The sequence below is a fragment of the Segetibacter koreensis DSM 18137 genome (assembly GCF_000374045.1).
Lineage (GTDB): Bacteria > Bacteroidota > Bacteroidia > Chitinophagales > Chitinophagaceae > Segetibacter > Segetibacter koreensis.
On sequence record NZ_KB893314.1, the window covers coordinates 426,157 to 449,031 of the forward strand.

Annotated in this window: 17 protein-coding genes; 11 read left to right on the forward strand and 6 right to left on the reverse strand. The window is 36.6% G+C overall.

Annotated elements, in window-relative coordinates:
* Positions 1-24: 24 nt before the first annotated feature.
* From B154_RS0101925 to B154_RS0101935, 3 genes are all read right to left on the reverse strand, one after another.
* Complete coding sequence (locus tag B154_RS0101925) at positions 25-2,094, reverse strand: glycosyltransferase family protein (protein WP_018611412.1); 2,070 nt, start codon at positions 2,092-2,094, stop codon at positions 25-27.
* Positions 2,095-2,325: 231 nt separating this feature from the next.
* Positions 2,326-3,351, reverse strand: a complete 1,026-nt coding sequence (locus tag B154_RS0101930) for a glycosyltransferase family 2 protein (protein WP_018611414.1) — start codon at positions 3,349-3,351, stop codon at positions 2,326-2,328.
* Position 3,352: 1 nt separating this feature from the next.
* The gene (locus B154_RS0101935; RefSeq protein WP_018611415.1) at positions 3,353-3,943 is read right to left on the reverse strand and encodes a riboflavin synthase; all 591 of its coding nucleotides are present in this window, start codon (positions 3,941-3,943) and stop codon (positions 3,353-3,355) included.
* Between the two features lie 40 nt (positions 3,944-3,983).
* On the opposite strand from B154_RS0101935, the gene rpsU reads away from it, so the two are divergent.
* Positions 3,984-4,244: a 30S ribosomal protein S21 gene (gene rpsU, locus B154_RS0101940; protein ID WP_245542531.1), complete on the forward strand. Its 261-nt coding sequence runs from the start codon at positions 3,984-3,986 to the stop codon at positions 4,242-4,244.
* 69 nt (positions 4,245-4,313) lie between these two features.
* Positions 4,314-5,216 (forward strand): tyrosine-type recombinase/integrase, encoded by a 903-nt coding sequence (locus B154_RS0101945; protein WP_018611417.1) that lies wholly within the window; start codon positions 4,314-4,316, stop codon positions 5,214-5,216.
* A gap of 224 nt (positions 5,217-5,440) precedes the next feature.
* On the opposite strand, the gene B154_RS32900 is transcribed toward B154_RS0101945, so the two are convergent.
* Complete coding sequence (locus B154_RS32900) at positions 5,441-5,722, reverse strand: hypothetical protein (protein WP_018611418.1); 282 nt, start codon at positions 5,720-5,722, stop codon at positions 5,441-5,443.
* 216 nt (positions 5,723-5,938) lie between these two features.
* Between B154_RS32900 and gldF the strand changes: the two genes are divergently transcribed.
* From gldF to B154_RS0101975, 5 genes are all read left to right on the forward strand, one after another.
* Complete coding sequence (gene gldF, locus B154_RS0101955) at positions 5,939-6,721, forward strand: gliding motility-associated ABC transporter permease subunit GldF (RefSeq protein WP_245542532.1); 783 nt, start codon at positions 5,939-5,941, stop codon at positions 6,719-6,721.
* Between the two features lie 89 nt (positions 6,722-6,810).
* A complete protein-coding gene (gene gldG / locus B154_RS0101960) occupies positions 6,811-8,523 on the forward strand; it encodes a gliding motility-associated ABC transporter substrate-binding protein GldG (protein WP_018611421.1) in 1,713 nt (570 codons plus the stop codon).
* Between the two features lie 223 nt (positions 8,524-8,746).
* Positions 8,747-9,715 (forward strand): TerC/Alx family metal homeostasis membrane protein, encoded by a 969-nt coding sequence (locus tag B154_RS0101965; RefSeq protein WP_018611423.1) that lies wholly within the window; start codon positions 8,747-8,749, stop codon positions 9,713-9,715.
* A gap of 33 nt (positions 9,716-9,748) precedes the next feature.
* Positions 9,749-12,214 (forward strand): bifunctional UDP-N-acetylmuramoyl-tripeptide:D-alanyl-D-alanine ligase/alanine racemase, encoded by a 2,466-nt coding sequence (locus tag B154_RS0101970; RefSeq protein WP_018611425.1) that lies wholly within the window; start codon positions 9,749-9,751, stop codon positions 12,212-12,214.
* A 225-nt stretch (positions 12,215-12,439) separates the two neighbouring features.
* Positions 12,440-13,120 (forward strand): lipoprotein signal peptidase, encoded by a 681-nt coding sequence (locus tag B154_RS0101975; RefSeq protein ID WP_033410929.1) that lies wholly within the window; start codon positions 12,440-12,442, stop codon positions 13,118-13,120.
* Positions 13,121-13,171: 51 nt separating this feature from the next.
* On the opposite strand, the gene ypfJ is transcribed toward B154_RS0101975, so the two are convergent.
* Positions 13,172-14,017 carry a KPN_02809 family neutral zinc metallopeptidase gene (gene ypfJ, locus B154_RS0101980; protein WP_018611428.1) on the reverse strand — a complete coding sequence of 282 codons (846 nt, stop codon included), beginning with the start codon at positions 14,015-14,017 and terminating at the stop codon, positions 13,172-13,174.
* Between the two features lie 82 nt (positions 14,018-14,099).
* Positions 14,100-15,668: a glycosyltransferase family protein gene (locus B154_RS0101985; protein ID WP_018611429.1), complete on the reverse strand. Its 1,569-nt coding sequence runs from the start codon at positions 15,666-15,668 to the stop codon at positions 14,100-14,102.
* A gap of 254 nt (positions 15,669-15,922) precedes the next feature.
* Here B154_RS0101985 and atpG point away from each other — a divergent pair, with 254 nt between their 5' ends.
* The 4 genes from atpG (at position 15,923) to ileS (ending at position 22,875) form a co-directional block, all read left to right on the forward strand.
* A complete protein-coding gene (gene atpG / locus B154_RS0101990) occupies positions 15,923-16,804 on the forward strand; it encodes an ATP synthase F1 subunit gamma (RefSeq protein ID WP_018611430.1) in 882 nt (293 codons plus the stop codon).
* 67 nt (positions 16,805-16,871) lie between these two features.
* Entirely contained in the window at positions 16,872-17,744 is an 873-nt protein-coding gene (gene scpB / locus B154_RS27420; protein WP_018611432.1) for an SMC-Scp complex subunit ScpB, read from the forward strand.
* 52 nt (positions 17,745-17,796) lie between these two features.
* Positions 17,797-19,011 carry a diaminopimelate decarboxylase gene (lysA, locus tag B154_RS0102000; protein WP_018611434.1) on the forward strand — a complete coding sequence of 405 codons (1,215 nt, stop codon included), beginning with the start codon at positions 17,797-17,799 and terminating at the stop codon, positions 19,009-19,011.
* Between the two features lie 498 nt (positions 19,012-19,509).
* Positions 19,510-22,875, forward strand: a complete 3,366-nt coding sequence (gene ileS, locus B154_RS0102005) for an isoleucine--tRNA ligase (RefSeq protein ID WP_018611436.1) — start codon at positions 19,510-19,512, stop codon at positions 22,873-22,875.

The window sequence follows — 22,875 nt, forward strand, 5'->3', positions numbered from 1 at the left end:
GAAAAATGAAGTCTTAACAACGAACTAACGATATAATTGGCTCACGAGTGGTTTACGAAGCAGGTATATTATAAGAGTTATAAAGGTGCTGATACTTAAAATAACAAATACAATGAGCCATCTATCTTCATAATAAAATTCTACAAGATGTCTTCCTTTATCTACTGGTACAGACATAAAGGTGATGAAAGATTTGTTTACAGGAGCCGGTCGTCCATCTACCTTAGCTTTCCAAAATTTATAATGATTTTGAAGAAATACAAGAGAATCTGGTTGAGATACATTAACTGTAATATGTATTTTCTGCGGTGAAAAAAAATCAACGGCTATAGGTGTATCAAAATGGTTTTCGGTATTTATATGGTCAGCAATATTCTTTTTTAAAAAAACATAAGGCAGATTGTTTATAGTATCAGCAAAACCGCTTTTAAAATAATTCTCCGTGTTTGAGAAATAAGATGGATAATCTGTAAGGCGTGTTATGCCAATTTTTTTGTTGTAAAATGAGGAACTTCCGACAAGACCTGTTTTTTGTCCTGAAAAGGTATCAATGTTCTTTACAGAAACCAGGGGAGGAATAATTACCCCTTTTTTACTGGTATTATAGGCTTCCTGAATTTTTGATAGAGTAACGGTTCCAACACCGGTAAATGGCAGATAAGCAATACTATTGATAACCAGGTCAGCAATAATAATAAAAGCAATCTTTTTGGTATTTGTTTTTGCAGAAAGTAAAAGTAAAACGACAATAAATTGGACTACAGCACTTATTAGAAGTGTATTATAAAAAGTCAGTTTAGTAATAAAAGCTTTTATTGCTGTTATAGGCGATCTATCATTTATCGAAAATAAATGCGGTAGGGTTTCGAAGCTTTTAGCTGAGGTAAATAAAATCACCGATAAACTAATTACGAGAAATATCATTATAATACTTCTATACCTTACGTAAATTTTTCCCGGATTTATCTCTAACTCATTTAGCCCAAAGCCTGCTATGCAACAAAAGCAGAGGATAGAAAATATTCGAAATTCACCATTGGTTCTGATATACTGTAGCAACGGTAAGCATGAATACAATACACCTTTTATATACCCACCACTGCTTAAGATCAACATAACAATGGCAGATAGCAATAACGAACGAACCAGGTAGTTTTTGTTTTTTAACTGGCATAAGACAAAAGCAAATCCTGCAAGAGAAAAAAATACATTTCTCATAGACAGGTCATCAGTTAAAAAAGAAGCATCTTTTACGGTGGAAAAAGGAAAAAGAAAAGATAAGTATGAAGCAGGAGAAAACCCATAAGCCGTTTCACCAAACTGAGCTAAAGCAGCGCCCCTCCTATACTCGTTGATAATACTTCCAATACTATAAATGGCAGGTGAATAAAGCAGGATAAAAATGAAGATAGAAAGAAGATAATATTGCAAGAATACCTTCACGCTTTCCCTTTTCATTTTACTAAAAATGATGACTACAGCAATAGTTAAGGTGACTAAAAAATAAACTGTTCCAATAGGCATGGCAGGATGCCCGCCTGCAAAAGTCATATAGATGGCAAGAGAAAAAAGAATTGCATTTTGAAGGTTTGGCTTATTAAACAGAACAAGAAACTGCTGTAAAAGGAACGGAAGAAAAGCAGCAGCAGTTAAGAAATTGATATGTTGCAATTCTCCCGAAAAGAACCCACTACACATATACGTACATGCAAGGGTAATTGCTATCGGGCAAGTAAAATTAAAATACTTACCTAGGCGGTACATACTTATTCCTGCTATATAAATATATAATAAAACCTCAATAGTAAGGGTATAGGCATTATAACCGACAACAACACCAAAAAACCAGGTGATTGGATTCCAAAATGCAAAACCAGGGTCAGCGTAAATTGGAAATCCAAAGTTGAGGTATGGGTTCCATAATGGTAAGAAGCCTGAATGAATTGCCTCCGTAAAAAAATATTTATTGGGGAAATTATCACTGAAAGCATCATTCTTCATTCCGAAATAAAAAGTGCTTACAGGAAGAAATGCTAATAACAGAATAACCAGCAGAAGGAAGTAAGGCTTTAGTTTTGCCGGTTGTAAGGTCATAGGTTGCGAAATATGTTTTACTTACATTTTATCATTAATTCAAAAGATGTCAACTTATTATAATAAAATGAAATGGTTGCTTAAAGATATAAAGATGAACGAAATGCGTCGCAACAAATGAAGCAATAAAAACAAATGCCTGTACCCAAATTTTCTTTTACAAAATAAAACAAGTAAAAAAGTTAAAAGAAGTGCAAGAAAGTTTATTTTCTATTTTAAGAAAATGTTTCATCACCTTTTTATCTTGCTATAGTATTTGTTCTTTTTAATATAATATTCCCACACAATCGATTTTTTCAATACCGTAGGGATAGATAAAAGAGATTTTTTATTTGCAGGAAATTTATTCTTTTCATTTACGAGCCATTTCATAAAATCGAGGTAAGCTCTGAAAACTGCTTTGCAATTGCTCTTGTCGCCCTCTGCAAGAAACTTAAACGATGCTATTGTATCTAAAACAATTCTAACTGGCAACAACCAGGTGAGAACATACCAGGGAGAATTTCGAAAACACATAATGATATTGTTCCTGAAATTAAGATACGTTTTTCGAGGAGATTGATAAGCTAACGAGCCACCACCCAAATGATAGATATAAGAAGTCGGGCAATACTGTATTTTATATCCTGTTGTTATCAACCGCCAGCACATGTCTATCTCTTCGGAATGCATAAAAAAAAATTCGTACATACCATTTATCTTCCAATAGGCGTCTTTTCGTACCAAGCAGCAGGCTCCGCTTGCCCAAAAAATGTCAGCAGAAGTGCTGTACTGCTGATTGTCTGGCTCACTTGTGTCGAATATTCTTCCACGACAAAAAGGGTAACCTAAAAAATCAATCATGCCTCCTGCCGCACCTCCATGCTCGAGCATTTGAGGGTTTGTGAGCGAAAGGAGCTTGGGCTGACAAATTGCAATATTGATGTCTTCCTCCATCATTTCAACCAATGGCTTGATGAAGCCGGCAGGCACTTCCACATCAGAATTAAGCATGAGGTAGTACTCTTCAGGCATATGTGCAAATCCCCTGTTATAGCCCGCTGCAAAACCGTAATTTTTATCGAGGGCAATAACTTTTACATTAGGATGATATTTGCTGATATAAGCAATAGAATCATCGCTGCTGGTATTGTCTATGACATAAATGTTGTAATTGGGATAAGTTAGATTATTAAGCTGTGGCAGTAAGGCTTCTAAAAATTTTTTACCGTTCCAGTTTAATATACCTATACCAACCGAAGGAGCCACTTTATTCATATTATTTGGGTAACGCTAACATTCTGTTTACATATTTTCCGATCATATCAAATTCTATATTTACAGTGCTGCCTTCTTTTACCTGTTGTATATTGGTGTGAGTGTAAGTGTAAGGAATAATGGCTACAGAAAAAGAATTACCATCTACATTAAAAACCGTAAGACTTATTCCGTTTAAGCTGACAGATCCTTTTTCAATTATAAGCGCTGCAAACTCCGAGGGAAATTCAAACCGGAATTCCCAACTTCCATCCGCATCTTTTTTTTCAATGCAAACAGCAGTTGTATCAACATGACCTTGCACGATATGCCCATCAATGCGTCCGTTCATCATCATGCACCTTTCAAGATTTACTAAAGTTCCTTGCTGCCATACGGAAAGGTTTGTTTTTTTTAACGTTTCTTCTATTGCAGTCACGCGGTGCAAACCTTCTTTTACTTCCTCGACAGTCAGGCAAACGCCATTATGCGAAACGCTCTGATCAATTTTTAATTCGTGAGAAATAGGTGACGATATCCAAAAAGTAGCATTAGTTCCTTGCTTATCAATAGATTGTATAATTCCAAATGCTTCAATAATTCCTGTAAACATATCTGCAAATTACCGTTCTTTTTAAATTTTATTGAGTTTTTTGGAAATTTCAAAGCTTCCCTTACCTTTGCTCTCCAAAAATCTATCAAAGGAGATATTTATTATGTTGATTATTGATTCAAAAGATTGCGAAAATATAGACAAAGCACTCAAAAAGTATAAAAAGAAGTTTGAAAAATCAAAAATCTTGTTGCAATTAAGAGCGCGCCAGTCTTTCATGAAACCTTCTGTTGAACGCAGAACGCAAGTGCTGAAAGCAGTTTACCGTCAAAAGATGGCAAACGGTGATTTTGAAGATTAATTTCAGTGTTTTATTAACATATTTAACTGATAGCGTAAAGTAAGTTAGCTTTATGCTATCAGTTTTTTTATGAATTCCACCAAGTATCCTCAAGTACAGTCGTTTCTGGAATATTTGCAGTTTGAAAAGCGATATTCACAGCACACTATTATATCTTACCAGACTGATCTTGAGCAGTTTTTTGCCTTTCTGGAAAGTCAATATGATAGTCCACTGGTTGCTGCTATCGCTCCCGGTTTTATACGCTCGTGGCTTGCAGAAATGCGAAATGATGCTATGACTCCCAAAAGTCTAAACCGCAAAATATCTTCGCTTAAGTCTTTTTTTAAGTACCAGATGAAAATGGGTGAGGTAAAGCAAAGTCCCATGACTACTATTGCTGCCCCAAAAGTTGGTAAGCGACTTCCTTCTTTTGTAGCGCAGAATGACATGGATACTTTACAACAGTATGTTGAGTTTCCTGATACCTGGAAAGGCCTGACTGATAAATTATTGTTGGATTTATTTTATGCTACCGGCATGCGTTTAAGTGAACTGATAAACCTGAAAGACAGCCAAATAGATTTTGCGAACTGCCAGGTTAAAGTTTTGGGTAAAGGAAATAAAGAAAGAATAATACCAATATCAAAAGATCTTATTACTCAATTAACCCAATATATTGACAGTAAAAAGAAATTGGTTTTCGAAACGGCGTGTTCTACCTTTTTTATAAATGAAAAAGGGAAGCCTTTATATCCAAAATACGTGTATAATGTCGTGAAAGCAAACCTTTCGCAGGTAACTACGGTGAAGAAGAAAAGTCCTCACGTACTGAGGCACACATTTGCAACCCATCTGACTAATAATGGAGCTGACCTTAATGCAGTAAAAGAGTTGCTTGGCCACAGCAGCCTGGCGGCTACCCAAATTTATACGCACAATACAATTGAAAAATTAAAGGATATCTATAAGAAGGCCCATCCCAAGGCATAATGTAGCTCCTTTTTCGCGCTTTTCTTAATGAACGTCAACAGATAAAATTATTGAAGTTAAGAGCGGAAAATTTTACCGTTGATGCAGGTAAAAAAAATGGTCACTCCGTAGAAACGGAGCGACCTCTAACGATTGCTTGCCATATGAAAATCTTAATCAGCTATTACATTGTCTGCAAGCCTAGACATTCTACACCTCAATTTCTTTAGCTGAGGAAATATTTCTTAGTCTTTTTTAGCTTTCTGTACCTCTTTTGAAGTTTTTGCAGCCTCTTTCTTCATATCAGCTGAAGAATCAACCATAGCCTTTTTAACATCAGCAGCTGAATCAACATTTTCTTTTGTAGCAGAAGCAGAAGAGTCAATTGCGTCTTTAGAAGCATTTGCAGAAGAATCAACCATATCTTTAGTAGCATCAGCACTTGAATCTACTGTGCTTTCAGTTGAAGAGCCACTATTACAAGCTACAAAAGAACCAAAAGCTAATACAACAAATAATTTTTTCATTTTAAACGTTTTTATGATTTAAACTTTAATACCAGAAAAAATAATAGGTAACCCACATCAGTCAAGAAATTTTTTAGCCATCCTGGTGCCGAGCTAATTAATGTTATCTGCATTCCCGGTATTCTTACACATTTTTTTAAAAGCACCTATTTAGATTGGCAGAAGAACTAAGAAAAGTTTAATGATGTTTTAAAGATTTAAATATTTGAAGCGTGATTGCCTATTTTATCTTTTCTCTTTCAATCTATTGCTAATATTATTCTTAGTTTTGATTTTATGTGGATTATTTGCCTGAAAGAGTGGCGGCAGTTTTTTAGCAGCCTTACCGGTTATATCGCCGTCATTATTTTTCTCTTATTAATGGGTTTGTTTCTATTTGTATTTCCCGACTCCAGCATACTCGATTTTGGTTATGCTTCTCTTGACAATTTTTTCAGTCTTGCACCTTATATCCTGCTTTTTTTAGTGCCTACTATTACCATGCGCAGCATAGCTGATGAATACAGAAGCGGAACTTTTGAAATTTTAAAAACACTGCCTTTAAGCTCTGCCAAAATTGTATGGGGTAAATACCTTGGTTGCCTTCTTATAGTAACAATAGCTTTAATACCTACCCTTATTTATGCTATTAGCATACAACAATTAAGTTCAAAAGGCGGTATAGATGTAGGAGCAACTGCAGGAAGTTATCTTGGGCTCTTGATGCTTGCCGCTGTATATACAGCTGTCGGTATTTGCACCAGCAGCTTTACAAACAACACAGTTGTTGCATTTATACTGGCAGCTTTTGTTTGCTTTTTACTGTATAGCGGCTTTACTGCTGTAAGCAAACTGCCTGTATTTGCTGCAGGAGTCGATTATTACATTCAAATGCTGGGCATAGATTTTCATTATCGCAGTATTAGTCGTGGAGTAATTGATACAAGAGATGTTTTGTATTTTTTAGCAATGATTGTTCTGTTCTTAACAATAACACAAAGGAATCTAACAACGAAATAATTTGCCGGGTAAGTACCTTAAACATTCTACTTTTTGTAAAGAACAATTAAAAGTAAAAAGCTGATTTATATAAGAAAGGAATAAAGAATATGAATTTATTTGAGAGGATATTGAGAAATAAGTTTTGGTGGCTCTGGCTCTCCCTACTTTTTGTAGTGATTATATATATCGCTTCGGCAACTCATTTTAGAATTGACCTTACAAAAGAAAAACGTTTCTCACTAAGCCCGTCAACAAAAAAAGTGCTCGAAGGTTTAGAAGGACAGGTGCAAATTGATGTGTACCTGACAGGTGATTTAAGCGCAGGGTTTAAAAAGTTAAGCGTAGCAAGCGATGAATTATTAAATGAATTTAAAGAATATGGAAAAGGAAATCTTCAATACCATTTTGTACGGCCGGGCGAGGGATTGCCAGATAGTTTAAGATACCAGGTATATGACAGCCTTAAGAAAATGGGTGTAAAGACGTTTAATAACCAGGTAACAGCCAAAGAAGGAGAAGAAAAAACAGAGAGGCTCATTTTTCCTGCGGCAATGGTTACTTATCAAGGGCGAAAAATGCCTGTTGATTTAATAAGTGGCAAAAGCGGAATGGATGAAGAAAGTTCTCTCAACTATAGCGAGGCTTTGCTTGAATTTAAATTTGCAGATGCAATAGATAAACTTACACGGAAACACCTCCCCATTGTAGCTTATGCTGCCGGAAATGGTGAACCGCTTAATCCAACTGTTCGTGACCTGTTTGATGCAATGCGAAATAATTACCGTTTTGGTGTTATTGACATTAAAACCGGTATTCTTGACCCGGATACAATTAATGCTTTGCTGATTGTTAAGCCGTCTCAGCCCTTTACAGAAACTGAAAAGCTAAAAATAGACCAATACGTGATGCAGGGTGGAAAAGTCATTTGGTTTATAGATAAACTATATGCGGAAATGGATAGCCTGTTAAGAGCGCAAACTGATTTTGTAGCTTTTGACAAAAATTTAAACCTTGATGATATTTTATTTAAATATGGCGCGCGCATCAACGGGGACCTGCTCCAGGATTTGAAGTGTGCAAAACAGCCTTTAGTAGTTGGCCAGATGGGAAACCAGCCCCAGATTGAGCGGCTTCCTTTTCCTTATTATCCTTTATTAAGTTCTCCATCAAATCATCCGATATCAAGAAATCTTGATGACGTATTAAGCATATTTCCGAGTTCGATAGATACAGTAAAAGCTCCGGGAATTACTAAAACGGTCGTACTGGCGAGTGACACGAGCAGCCGCACCCTCAGCACACCTGCAATTGTTAGTTTACAATCTGTAAAAACAGAAGAAGACTTTAGAAATTTTACTAAGAGTTATGTCCCTGTCGCCGTTTTGCTCGAAGGCAGATTTACTTCATTATTTGCCAATAGGCTTACTACGGATTTAAAAGATTCGCTTGCAAAATATTCTAACCGGCCTTTTGCATCTGCAGGTTTAAAAGAAAGCAGACAAATTGTGGTAAGTGATGGAGATATTGTAACAAATATAGTTTCTGAAAGCCAGGGTGCTTTGCCAATGGGGATGCAGCAATACGAAAATTACCAGTTTGCCAACAGGGAATTTTTAATGAACGCAGTTGATTTTATGGTTAATCCTAATGGTGTACTAGAGGCAAGAAATAAAGACTTTACGTTGCGCTTGCTTGACAAACAAAAAATACTTACGCAAAAAAGCATGTGGCAATTGGTAAATATTGCACTACCAATTTTGCTTGTACTGCTTTTTGGATGGTTATTTCAAATAAAAAGGAAAAGGGAATTTGCAGTGTAATGTAGCCAGCAAAGAGAAGATGTTCGATTCTTTTTAAAAAGTAAGAAAGTTAAATTGTATTACCTCAACAGCGTATGACTCTTCTTCGAATTTAATTTATATAATTCAAGCTCTCTCTTTATATTTTAAACGCACTATATGATTTGATATCATTATATTGGTCTTGTTTCAACAACCATTGCTCATTTTGTGTGTACTTTTGCCGCCACTATACTTAATACGAATGTCAGTTGACCAAATAACATATTTAACTTTCGGATTGGTATTAATTGCCGCTTTAGTTGTTGACCTTGGTCTGTTAAGTAAAAAGAACACGGCGATAACTATAAGAAAGGCCTTGTTTCAAACTACTTTCTGGATCACATTATCGCTTGCTTTTTTTAGTTTTTTATGGTTAGAAAAAGGAAGTGTAGTTGCTACAAAATACCTCACGGCTTACTTAATGGAGTGGAGCCTTAGTATTGATAATATTTTTGTTTTTATTCTTATTTTTTCTTTTTTCAGGGTAAGAGAGGCAAGTGCGGGCAGGGCATTATTAATAGGCATCCTGCTTGCTATTGTATTTAGAATCGTATTTATCGCCTTAGGTATTGAACTTATTAACAGGTTTCATTGGATAATGTACGTTTTTGGCTTTTTCTTAATATACACGGGGTTTAAGTTATTTTTTCAAAAGGAAGAAGAAGAATACAATCCCGGGAAGAGCAAGATTTACCAACTCGTCAGCAAATTGTTCAGGGTTACTGATATTGAACCAAATGGAAGGTTTATCATAAGTGTTAAAGGAAAAATTTTCTTCACATCGCTTAGCATGGTAGTACTTATGCTTGCCGCTACTGATATTGTTTTTGCACTTGACAGCATCCCAACAGTAGTATCCCTTGTAAGAGAAAGTCCGAAAATTCCCTTTTCTTCTGATGATATACTGGTAATTTATTCATCTAACATTTTTGCTGTTTTAGGTTTAAGAAGTTTATTCTTTCTGTTGAGAGGTGCAGTAGATGCATTTAAATATTTGCAGCAAGGCATTGCTGTAGTATTGGTATTTATTGGAGTCAAAATGCTTCTCGAATTTTTTGAAATACATATCTCCATTTACCTTTCACTTCTTGTAATAGTGATATGCCTCGTCGCCGCTATACTTTTTTCGGTGTACAAAAAACGAAAAGAAAAAGTACTAACGGAGCCATAACTTTATTATCTAACTATTTTTTCCAAATTCCGCTTGCATTACTCAATAAAAGATATTTCCGGCATTATAAGCGAAGACGCTATAATAGTTGAGCCTTCACTTATAATTGACAACCTGCTTATCGATAGCAGGCGATTAATATTTCCATCTACAACACTTTTTTTTGCTCTGCAAAGCGAAAGAAGAAACGGTGAAGATTTTATAGAAGAGTTATACAAAGCAGGTTTGCAAAGTTTTGTTGTTACAAAAAATTTTGACCATTCTAAATATCCTCAGGCAAATTTTCTTAAAGTTGAAGACACGTTAAGAGCATTGCAAAAATTATCTGCTTACCATCGCAAACAATTTCAAATCCCTGTTATTGGCATTACTGGCAGCAACGGAAAAACAATTGTTAAAGAGTGGCTTTACCAATTATTACATACAAAATATAGTATAGTTAGAAGTCCTAAAAGTTATAATTCGCAAATCGGTGTCCCATTGAGCGTGTGGCAGATGAATGAAACACATACATTAGCCATCTTCGAAGCTGGCATTTCACAACCAGGTGAAATGGATTTTCTTGAAAATATTATTCAACCTACGGTTGGCGTACTTACCAACGTTGGTGCAGCACACAGTGCGGGTTTTATAAATAAAGAGCAAAAGGTTCGTGAAAAATGGAAATTATTCAAAAACGCTCATATTATTATTAGTAACAACCAAGACCCGGTTATAACATCTGCCATTGAAACAGAAAAAAAAGACCGCCTTTTTATCTGGGGAGACAATGATGCAGACCTGCAGATAAAAAAAGTAGAAAAATTCGTAAGTAGCACTAATATTACTGCTACTTACAAGAACCAGGTTGTTTCTGTTTCCATCCCATTTACCGATAATGCTTCTGTAGAAAATGCTATAACCTGCTGGTCAGTATTGCTATTTTTAGGAATAGAGAACACGTGGATAGTACAACAGATGAAGGTACTGCAACCCGTGGAAATGCGGTTGCAACTTAAAAAAGCCATCAATAATTGTTCGCTAATAAATGATAGTTACAGCAATGATTTGAGCAGCCTCAGAATTGCCCTCGACTTTTTGCACCAACAATCTGGCATACAACCAACAACAGTTATCCTTTCAGATTTAGGAGAGGTTTTTAGTTCGGATGAGCAGTATAAGAAAGTGTTGCAATCTTTGATACAACACAAGATTAATAAATTTATAGGCATCGGGCCGCGCTTGGGTGCCTTACAAGCTGATTTCAAACAAGCTCTTCCGCAATCTTTCTTTTATCCTTCTGTTGAAGATTTTTTAAAGGTTTTTACAAATATTAGATTCAGGGATGAAGTTATCCTATTGAAAGGTGCGCGCTCATTTGAGTTCGAGCAGATTAATTTGTTGTTTGAACAAAAGATACATCAAACAGTATTGGAAGTTAACCTGACTGCCATGGCGCATAATCTCAAAGAATACCAGCATTACTTACAACCTGGCACTAAAGTAATGGCAATGGTAAAAGCATTTAGTTATGGCAGCGGTAGTGCGGAGGTGGCGAGTGTGCTCCAGTTCCATAAAGTCGATTACCTGGCTGTAGCATATGCAGACGAAGGTGTAGAGCTTCGCAAATCAGGAATAAATATGCCCGTAATGGTTATGAATCCTGAAACAATTACTTTTCAGTCTCTTGTCGATTATAACCTTGAGCCCGAGATGTATTCTTTTGCTATATTGAAGGAATTCAATGAATATCTTGAAAATGAGGGATTGCAGCAATTTCCTGTCCATATAAAAATTGATACCGGTATGCATCGTCTCGGCTTTGAAGAAGGTGATTTTAATGATCTCGGCAGCTTCCTGAAAGCGAATCCAAGACTTGTCGTTAAGAGTGTTTTTAGTCATTTAGTGGCAAGTGAAAGTTCCACTCATGATGAGTTTACGAAAATGCAGGTGCAGCAGTTTACGGTTGCGTGCGAGGTTATAAAAAATGCAACGGGATATTCTTTTATCAGGCACATTTCTAATTCAGCAGCTATTTTCCGCCATCCGCAATTTCACTTTGATATGGTAAGATTGGGTATTGGTCTATACGGAGTTGATAGCATTGCGGAAAGCCAATTATCACTGCATCCGGTGGCGACCTTGCGGTCAACGATAGCGCAAATCAGGAAAGTAAAAAAGGGAGATACAGTTGGTTACAGTCGTAAAGGTATTATGCAGAGAGATAGCCTTATTGCAACCATTAGGATTGGATACGCCGATGGATTTAACCGCCGGCTTGGAAACGGAGTTGGACAGGTATATTTAAAAGGAAAACTTGCGCCCGTTGTTGGAAACGTTTGCATGGACATGACTATGTTAGACATTACAGCTATAGAAAATGTGGCTGAAGGAGACGTCGTGGAAATATTTGGCGCTAATCTTCCTGTAGAACAAGTCGCAAAATGGTGTGAAACCATTCCTTATGAAATAATGACGAGCGTAAGCCAACGCGTAAAGCGGGAATATTATGAAGAATAATTCTTTTTAAAGGCTTTGGAATTATAGTACGCATCCTCGAATCTCTTGCTTATCGTACAAGAACTTTTAACCACATTAAGGCATTAATCAGAATTTTGTTGAAAAAAGTGTATAAATGGTTTAATTGTTATTAAACCGTGCTTTATTATCAAAAATTGTTATAACCAATATAATTCCCCATAATGTGAATTGGGTTTTACTATCTTTGGCCGAAAATTTTTTACTGTGAAGTCACGGAACATTGTTTTGCTAATTCTTTTAATCTTAATAATAGACCAATCTATTAAATTTTATATAAAAACAAATTTTTATATAGGTCATGAAGTAAAAGTTTTAGGAATGAATTGGTTTCGTCTTCATTTTGTTGAAAATGAAGGTATGGCATGGGGATGGAAAATGGGAGGAGACTGGGGGAAAGTAGCGCTGACGCTTTTTCGCCTTATTGCTGTTATTGCAGGTGTTTTTATCATTCGTGATTTTATCCGGAAAAAATATCATCCTGGTTTTATTTATTGCAGTGCCTTAATTTTTGCAGGTGCTTTGGGTAATTTAATTGACAGTATGTTTTATGGTCTTATTTTCAACGATAGTGATCCCTACGTTCAGAATATAGCAAAATTATTTCCAAAGGGTGGAGGATATGCAGGTTTTCTGCATGGAAAAGTTGTAGACATGTTTTATTTTCCAATAATTACCAATACCAGGTTTCCTTCCTGGTTTCCTTTTTGGAACGGCCAGGAATTCGAATTTTTCAGACCGGTATTTAATATTGCTGACGCCTCAATATCTATCGGCGTAATTGCAATTCTCTTATTTCAAAATCGCTTTTTTAAAAAGCATAACGAACAAAAAAACCTGTCTACTGAAAGTAGTATACAGGTTGATGATAATGTTACGGTGATTTAAATTGGAAGCTTGCTACTTCAGCTATTACTAAACTTCTTCGGCTATTTAATTTTATCGAAGGCTTGGGTCATCAAAGGTGTCGCCTTGTTTTATATCTCCCGTTTCATAACCTTTTTTAAACCAATACATTCTTTGCGCAGAAGTTCCATGTGTAAAAGCATCGGGTACTACACGGCCTTGAGTTTCCTCTTGCAGGCGATCGTCTCCAATTGCGTTTGCAGCTCTTAGCGCTTCTTCAATATCGCCGGGTTGTAATATATTTTTCATTTTTTGGGCATGATTTGCCCATACCCCTGCAAGGAAATCAGCCTGCAGTTCTAATTTTACTGATAGCTTATTGCCCTCCCTCTCGCCTGCTTGTTGTTGCAATGCCCGCACTTTATCTGAAGTACCTAACAAATTTTGTATATGATGCCCTACCTCATGCGCCACGACATAAGCCATGGCAAAATCTCCGGGAGCACCAAACCTTTCCTTAAGCTCTCTGAAAAATGATAGGTCTATATATACTTTTTCATCTCCGGGACAGTAAAATGGACCAGTTGCAGCACTTGCAGAGCCACACGCTGACTGTACAGCATCAGAAAATAAAACGAGTTTAGGTTGCTGATAATTTTTCATCAGGTCTCCCCATACATCTTCCGTGTCATGCAACACAACCGAGACAAACTGGGCTAAAGTGTCATCTGCCGGATTTTGTTGTGGATCATATTGTTTGCCTTGCTCCGCATGCTGACCTGGTAAAAGAACAGGGGCATCAGAAGGGTTACCACCCAACAGCATATAAAGAAGGCCTATTATAAGCCCGCCAATACCGCCCCCCACGGCAAGACCACCACCTGAAATACCACGACGATCTTCAACATTTGAACTTCCTTCCCTGCCACGCCAAAGCATAATTAATCGTTTTAATTTAATGAATAATAACTGCAAAGTTTCGTTCAATTGTTATGCCACGTCATTTTTTAGAAAATTCCTTTTAAAAATGTATGACGCCTGACGTTTTGCCTTTTTGATATTGCGAACTATTAGTATACAACGTTTTCCTTACATCATTATAGGTCTGACAAATCCACAAGTCGGGGACAATTATATCATATTTGACTGCTAACCACTTTGCAAGCTTCCAAATAAAAGAAGAGGCAACAACTGCATTTCTGTTTTCTAATAAATACTCTAAATTGTTTTGCCTTGCATCAGCCAACAAAATACAATATTTAAAATATGGATGTTGTTGCAAAACTTGTATAAACCTTTCTTTATTATCGATTACATGAATACGGGAAGCATATTTGTTTTCTGACAAAAAAGTATAGCGCAGTCCACTTTCTGTTTCATAGGGATGTTGTTTAAAACTGATTACCTCCTGGTTGCTCAATGGTTGACTGTTGAACTTTTTTATAAACATAACGGGCTGTTTATATGTCTCGAAACTTAGAAGAATTATTAGCATAATATTTAAAACAAAAGAAAAATAACAAGCACCACGAACTAACCAGCCAAAATAGGAATGAGTCACCGCAGCTTTTAATTTAGCAGCCAACGAGGGAGATTTATCATAGGCTTCTGCCGCTAAGTATACCATAACGAGTATGACCGGGAAAATAAATCTCTCTTCTTTGTGCCCGACTAAACTGTGTGCAACAATAAAAAAGAGACTGCCTAAAGCATAAGGATTTTTATAAATAGTAAGGCCCTTTACAAATAATAAAAACAAAAGAAAGCTGGCAAAGGGAATTGCTGCCAGCATAAGCAAAACGATATATGTCCACCAGGGTGAAATTCCAAATGAATTGGCTTTTCCTTCTATTATATTAACATAAAAGTAGCGGTACGGTGTAAATACCCACTGACCATAATACAACTTGTCCAGAACAATATTAAACGCAATACCCGCTACAAAACCCGAAAATACAATACCTGCTTTTTTCCATTCTTTTTTATAGTTTATAAAAAACCAGATCGCCAAACCTATAAGTGCAAAAATTATTTGAAACCGGCAATAAAAAGAAATAGAAAAAATAATTCCTGTTAAGAATAAAAAGAATGCGTTTAAATAGTTACTGTGTTTAGCTAATAACTTCTCAAGGATTATAACACCTGAAATCCAGAAAAAAGCACTGACAACCTCAGCCGAAAACCGGCATCTCAGATAAGGCACAAGCCAAAAAAAATTATTTACCCATAATAATTTTACCAGGAATTGTTTGGTTTTAAAGTTATCAACAATGAGATAATTGCTTACGGTAAAAAAAGCTACCCCTGTTAGTGTACTCAGTATTGATACAATTAAAAATCTGTCTTGAATGCCGATAGCTGTTAAACATTTATAAAGCAAGGCAAAAAAATGTATTTGGAGAGTCGGGCGAATTTTGGCCGCATATTCCCATGGTAAATTTGCAACAGGAGCGATATTATATTTGTATGCAGCAAATTCAACAATCTGAAAGTATTCATCAGAATGGTAAAAAAACGAATTCCACCCAGTAAATACCTGGATGATAAAACCAGCGAATAAAGGAATATAAATAGATTTGCTTGTACGCATCTACCAGGTAAGTGTTGGCGACTTCATGTCATCCATTGAATTTAAAGGAAGCACAGAACAAGATATTAATAAAAAATTAATTTGTATAATTAATATTAATATAGAAAGAATTATTGCTCACTTTTAATCACCTTTTGCCTTTTCCCTTCCCATCCCTTACCTTTGCAGCCGACTAAACAACGTTATTACTTTTTTATATTATAAGTAGTATTCCAATTTGGAATTTTACCAGATAAAATATCTAAACTGACAACATGAGTGGACAATTAAAAGAGGTTCGTAACAGGATTAAGAGTGTTCAAAGCACCCAGCAGATTACCAAAGCTATGAAAATGGTAAGTGCTGCAAAGTTGCGCCGTGCCCAGGATGCTATCACCCAAATGCGCCCTTATGCTAAAAAACTGCAGGAAATGTTAAGCAACATTGTAAGCAGTGTTGAGGGTGAGGTTGGTGGAAGCCTGGCTACAGAAAGAGCTAAAGAGCGTATTCTTTTAATTGTTATCACGAGTGACCGCGGCTTAGCAGGTGGTTATAATGCCAACATCATAAAACTTGCAAAAGAAACAATTGCTACAAAATACGCCGATCAAAATAAAAAGGGTAACGTCACTATCTGGAATATTGGCAAAAAAGGCTACGAAAGTTTAAGCAAATCAAATTATAAAACAAATGCAGATTATAAAGACGTATTTCTAAACCTGCATTTTGAGACCGTTCAGGCAGCGTCACAAGCGGCTGTAAAAGCATTTGAAAATAAAGAATTCGACGTCGTGGAGTTAGTATACAGTGAATTTAAAAATGCCGCAACACAAAAATTTGTTCTTGAAAGATTTTTACCAATTCCCAAAGTTGAAAGAAAGGAAGGACTGAAAAAAGCCGATTTTATATTTGAACCTGCAAAGGAACAGTTGATTGCAGAGCTAATGCCTAAAATACTTAACACACAATTGTATAAAGCAGTATTAGACGCTCACGCAAGTGAGCATGGCGCTCGTATGACCGCAATGGATAAAGCAAGTGAAAATGCGAATGAGCTTCTAAAAGCATTAAAAATATCTTATAACCGTGCTCGCCAGGCAGCTATCACTACTGAGCTTACAGAGATTGTAAGTGGAGCAGCAGCCTTAAACGGGTAAGACAGAAACTAAAAAAGTTAAAAATTACTTACATCAATTAATATTCAAGCCCTTGAGGGTTTGAGGTATGGAACTTTCACAAATTATTCCTCATATCGAAGCATTGATTTTCGCCAGCGACAAACCGCTGACAACATTAGATATTGTTGAGCTTATCAATAATGCTTTTGCTTTTTTGGAAGAAAGAATATCTCTTGATCAGGTTGAGGCGTCAGTTGACGGTATACGCGAAAAATATAGTACTGATTTTTATCCATTCGAGGTAAGAGAAAGTGGTGGCGGATGGCAGTTTTTAACTAAAAAAGTCTTTCATAAAACAATTGCACAGTTAAACGGAGACAAATTTTTAAAACGCCTTTCTAATGCAGCTTTAGAGACCCTTGCTATCATTGCATATAAACAACCTATAACAAAAGGTGAAGTAGAGGCTATACGCGGCGTAAACAGTGATTACTCTATTCAAAAATTATTAGAAAAGGACTTGATAATCATTTCCGGACGCAATGAAGAACTTCCGGGTAAGCCGCTTGTATATTCTACCTCTAAATCCTTTATGGATTATTTTGGCATAAATTCTACTGATGACCTTCCTAAAATAAAAGAAGTGCTTGCAGAACAATCTGTTACGCAGGGAACTTTAATACACGATGCTGTAAATAGTCATGGCGAGGACGAAGAATTATCTGAAGGTAACGTAACAGAAGATTCTCGAAAAGAAGAAGCTACTGAAGATGCAACTTCGAGTTTAATTGTGGGTGATAACGGAGAACTTATTGAGCAGCAAGAAAATATTACAAATGAAGAATCATTGGAGAATGAAATTGCAGCAGATGAAGTTTCTGATAAATCAACTTCAGCCGACCAAGAAATAAAACCAGAAGATGAAAATAAGGGCAATGAAAGTTCTGACCCCTTGCCTGGAGACGCAAAAGATGAATAATAACTTCTATTTACTTTTCCCCTGATTTTTTTCCCGCTATTTTTGCAACCTTATGCCTGAACAACTATCTCGTAAACAACTAATTAATATTGCCACCGATTTTGGCACACCTGTATATATTTACCATGCAGAAAAAATTGCAGAGCAATATCATAAGCTAAAACATGCTTTTAAAAAATGCGACTCAAGATTCTTTTATGCATGCAAGTCACTAACAAACATTAATATCCTTAAATGGATGAAACAAATTGGTACTTCCCTTGATTGTGTTAGTATCAACGAAGTAATGCTGGGTTTGAAAGCAGGTTTTGAGCCCCAAGAAATTTTGTTTACACCCAATTGTGTAGATTTTGAAGAAATAGAAGCAGGAAAAAACCTTGGTGTTATTGTAAACATAGACAATATATCTATTCTGGAACAGTTTGGCAATCGCTATGGCAATTCTTATCCTGTTTGCATCCGATTGAACCCGCATATTATGGCGGGTGGCAATTATAAGATTTCGACCGGACATGTCGATAGCAAATTTGGTATTTCCATTCATCAGCTTCGTCATATTGAGCGCCTCGTTAAATCCACCAACCTAAACGTTACAGGTTTGCACATGCACACAGGCAGCGAAATAAAAGATGTAAATGTGTTTTTGCAAGGCCTGGAAGTGATGTTTGAAATAGCCCGTCATTTTGATAATCTTGAATTTATTGATCTCGGAAGCGGTTTCAAAGTTCCTTATCAGGAAGGTGACACTGAAACAGATGTAAATCAGTTAGGCGAAAAAGTTGCTGAAGCTTTTGAAGAATTTGAAAAAGAAACAGGCAAAAATCTGCAGATATGGTTCGAGCCGGGAAAGTATCTTGTAAGTGAAGCCGGTTATTTTGTGGTAAAAGCAAACGTAGTTAAGCAAACAACTGCGACAGTTTTTGCGGGTGTAAATAGTGGCTTCAACCATCTCATCCGGCCTATGTTTTACGATTCGTTTCATCGCATCGAAAACATCAGCAACCCAAAAGGTGCTGAAAGAATATATACTGTGGTCGGCAACATTTGTGAGACAGACACTTTTGCGTGGGATAGAAAGCTAAATGAAGTTCGTGAAGGAGATTTTCTTGTTTTCTACAATGCAGGGGCTTATGGATTTGAAATGTCTAGCAATTTCAACTCGCGGTTAAAGCCGGCGGAAGTGCTGGTAAAAGGCGGTGAAGCAAAGCTTATTCGAAGCAGAGATGTTTTTGAAGACCTGCTAAGAAACCAGATCGAAGTATTATAACGCTTAATATCAAAACCACATGTTTATGTGGTTTTTTAATTTAAAAATGTGGCTTAATCTTGTATCAATTATAGAAGAGTTTTAGGGGGATTCTAAAAAGTTGCAGTTTCTACTGCAACTTTTTTTATAACTCCAGGTCAACCAAACATTTATATGCTTTTAAAATAAAATATTTGATTTTCGTCATCATCAAATCACTTGAGCTTTTCGTTTTGAAAGTCTTACAAAAAGTCGCGAATAGTAATTATATTCCTTCTATGTTATTGTCAGATTTTTTTATTAAGAAGCTACCGATAAAATTACAAATATGAAAATCTGCATCAGTATAATTTGTTGCTGCAGCAGCTGCTACGACATTTTATTTCTGCCGCCTTTGTTACTCACGCTTTTTCTTTAAATCATATTTATAATAGTCCTTGTAGCTTTTCTTTCACATAAAAGCACCCGCGGTTTCCCTAACTTTGCACACTTTTTACAATATACCGAGCTTTGACAATTATGAAAGTAAAATACAAAGAGTTTTCAGGTTTAAACCTTCCCGCAATAGAAAAAGAGATTTTAACTAAGTGGGAAGAAAATGATGCTTTCGAAAAAAGTGTGATGTTAAGAGAAGGAGCAACCCCGTTCGTCTTTTACGAAGGTCCTCCCAGTGCCAATGGCATGCCCGGTATTCATCACGTTATTTCACGTACACTTAAAGACTTGGTTTGCCGGTATAAAACAATGCAAGGCTTCCAGGTAAAACGAAAAGGCGGCTGGGATACCCATGGCCTGCCTGTTGAGCTGGGAGTAGAAAAAATGTTAGGAATCACTAAGGAAGACATCGGCAAAAAAATCTCTGTTGCCGAGTACAATGAGACCTGCAGAAAAGAAGTATTAAAATACAAAGACAAGTGGGATGAGATTACTACAAAAATGGGGTATTGGGTTGACTTAAATGACCCTTATATCACCTTTGATAATAAATATATAGAAACTTTATGGTGGTTGCTAAAGCGATTGTACGATAAAGGATTGTTATACGAAAGCGTTAGCATACAGCCTTATAGCCCGGCTGCAGGGACAGGCTTAAGTTCTCATGAACTTAACCAGCCGGGCACTTATAAAAATGTAAAAGACACTTCGGCGGTGGCCATGTTTAAGGCAGTAGAAAATGAAAAAAGCCAGTTTCTTTTTAATTCTGTTATCAACCAGCCTTCACCCGATATTTACTTCCTCGCCTGGACAACCACACCATGGACTCTGCCATCAAACCTCGGCCTGACGGCCGGACCGAATATTGATTATGTTTTGGTAAAGACGTATAATCCTTATACCCATCTTCCGGTAAATGTTATTCTTGCAAAAGCGTTAATTAGCAAGTATTTTAAACCTGAAGGAGAAAACGGAGAATTTGAAAATTATACAGAAAATAATAAAATCTTACCATGGAAAATATTAGCTGAATTCAAAGGTTCTGAATTAGAGGGAATTCAGTATGAGCAGCTCCTCTCCTACCCTGCAAACAGCCTTAAAAATATTTTGCCTTTGGCAGATGAAGTGCCTGAACCATTCAGGGTACTTTTAGCAGATTTTGTAACAACTGAAGATGGTACAGGTATCGTACACACTGCTCCTGCATTTGGTGCTGATGACTATAAAGTTGGCAAAAAGTATAATATTGGCATTCTCACTATGGTTGACCGCCAGGGCAAGTTTGTAGACGGACTTGGAGAATTCAGCAACCGTTTTGTAAAAAATTACAAGGACGAAAAAGGGTATGAAGATGTTAATGTAGATATATCAGTAAAGCTAAAAAAAGAAAATAAGGCTTTTAAAGTTGAAAAATACGAACATAGCTATCCCCATTGCTGGCGTACCGATAAGCCAATTCTCTATTATCCTTTAGATGCATGGTTTATAAAAACCACCGCTTTAAAAGACAGGATGGTTGAATTAAATAAGACGATCAACTGGAAACCAAAATCAACCGGTGAAGGGCGTTTTGGCAACTGGCTTGAAAATATGGTAGACTGGAATCTAAGTCGTAGCCGTTATTGGGGAACGCCTTTACCTGTCTGGAAAACAGCTGATGGAAGCGAAGAAAAATGCATCGGTAGCATTGAAGAACTGATATCGGCAGCAGAAGAAGCAAAAAAATTACTGGGTGAAGCTGTTAATCAGCATTTGTCAACCGCAGACTTAGATCTGCATAAGCCTTTTGTTGATGAGATCGTGCTTGTAAGTGAAAGCGGAAAGCCTATGAAACGAGTGCCCGATTTAGTTGACGTTTGGTTTGACAGCGGCGCAATGCCTTATGCTCAATTGCATTATCCTTTTGAAAATAAAGATCTGATTGATGCGGGCAAAGCTTTCCCTGCTGATTTTATAGCTGAAGGCGTAGACCAGACACGCGGATGGTTTTATACTTTACATGCCCTTTGTGTATTATTATTTGACAGTGTTGCTTACAAAACCGTAGTGTCAAATGGGCTGGTTCTCGATAAGAATGGCAACAAGATGAGTAAGCGCCTGGGCAATGTGGTAGATCCGTTTCAGACAATTGAAAAATTTGGAGCAGATGCCACCCGCTGGTACCTCATCACCAACGCCAGCCCCTGGGATAATTTGAAATTTGATATCGGCGGTATACAGGAAGTACAACGTAAATTTTTCGGCACCTTATACAACACGTACCAGTTTTTTGCGCTTTATAGCAACCTTGACGGGTTTGCATTTAAAGAAGCATATATACCGTTAGATCAACGGCCTGAAATTGACCGTTGGATCTTGTCTTCTCTAAACAGCCTGGTGATACGAGTTACCGAAAGTATGAATGATTATGAACCGACACAGGCGGGCAGAGCTATTGAAGAATTTGTAGATGAGCATTTAAGTAACTGGTATGTACGTCTCTGTCGTCGCCGTTTCTGGAAAGGTGAATACGGGCAGGATAAAATTTGTGCGTATCAAACGTTATACGAATGCCTGGAAACGGTTGTAAGATTAATGGCACCAATTTCACCTTTTTTCAGTGATGCAGTTTTTCATAATCTCAATGCAGTAACCGGTCGTTTTAATGTTGAGAGTGTTCACCATACTGATTTTCCAAAAGAAAACAAAGCAGCGGTTGATACATTACTCGAAGAAAGAATGCAACTGGCACAAGATGCTTCTTCCTTAATATTAAGCATCCGCAAAAAAGTAAATATTAAAGTTCGCCAGCCTCTGCAAAAAGTACTTATACCCGTGCTAAATCCACAGATGAAAGAGCAACTTTTAAAGGTTGAGGATTTAATTAAAAGCGAAGTAAATGTAAAAGAAATTGAATATATAACCGAAACGGAGGGATTTATTAATAAAAAAATAAAGCCCAATTTTATTGCATTAGGGAAAAAACTGGGGTCAAAAATGAAAGCTGTCACCGCAGCGTTAACAGCTTTTACACAAAACGACATTTCTAAATTTGAAAAAGAAGGAAATTTTATTTTGCAGATTAATGGTGAACCTTTAACTTTAAATTTAACAGAAGTAGAAATTTCCGCAGAAGATATTCCAGGGTGGAGTGTGGCATCTAAAGGGAGTTTGACAGTGGCCCTCGACATTACAGTTTCTGACCAGTTGAGAAAAGAAGGGGAAGCGCGCGAGTTTGTAAATCGTATCCAAAATTTAAGAAAAGACAGTGGTTTTGAAGTTACTGACCGAATTAACATTAATATAGAGGAAAATGAACGGCTGGTAAATTCAATAAATGAATATAAAAACTATATTTGCGCCGAAATTTTGGCAGATTCTATTGATTTTGTACCGCAAATACTGGATGGAGGAACTGAAATAGAAATAAATGATATTCCGTTACATGTTAGTGTAATTAAAAAATCATAA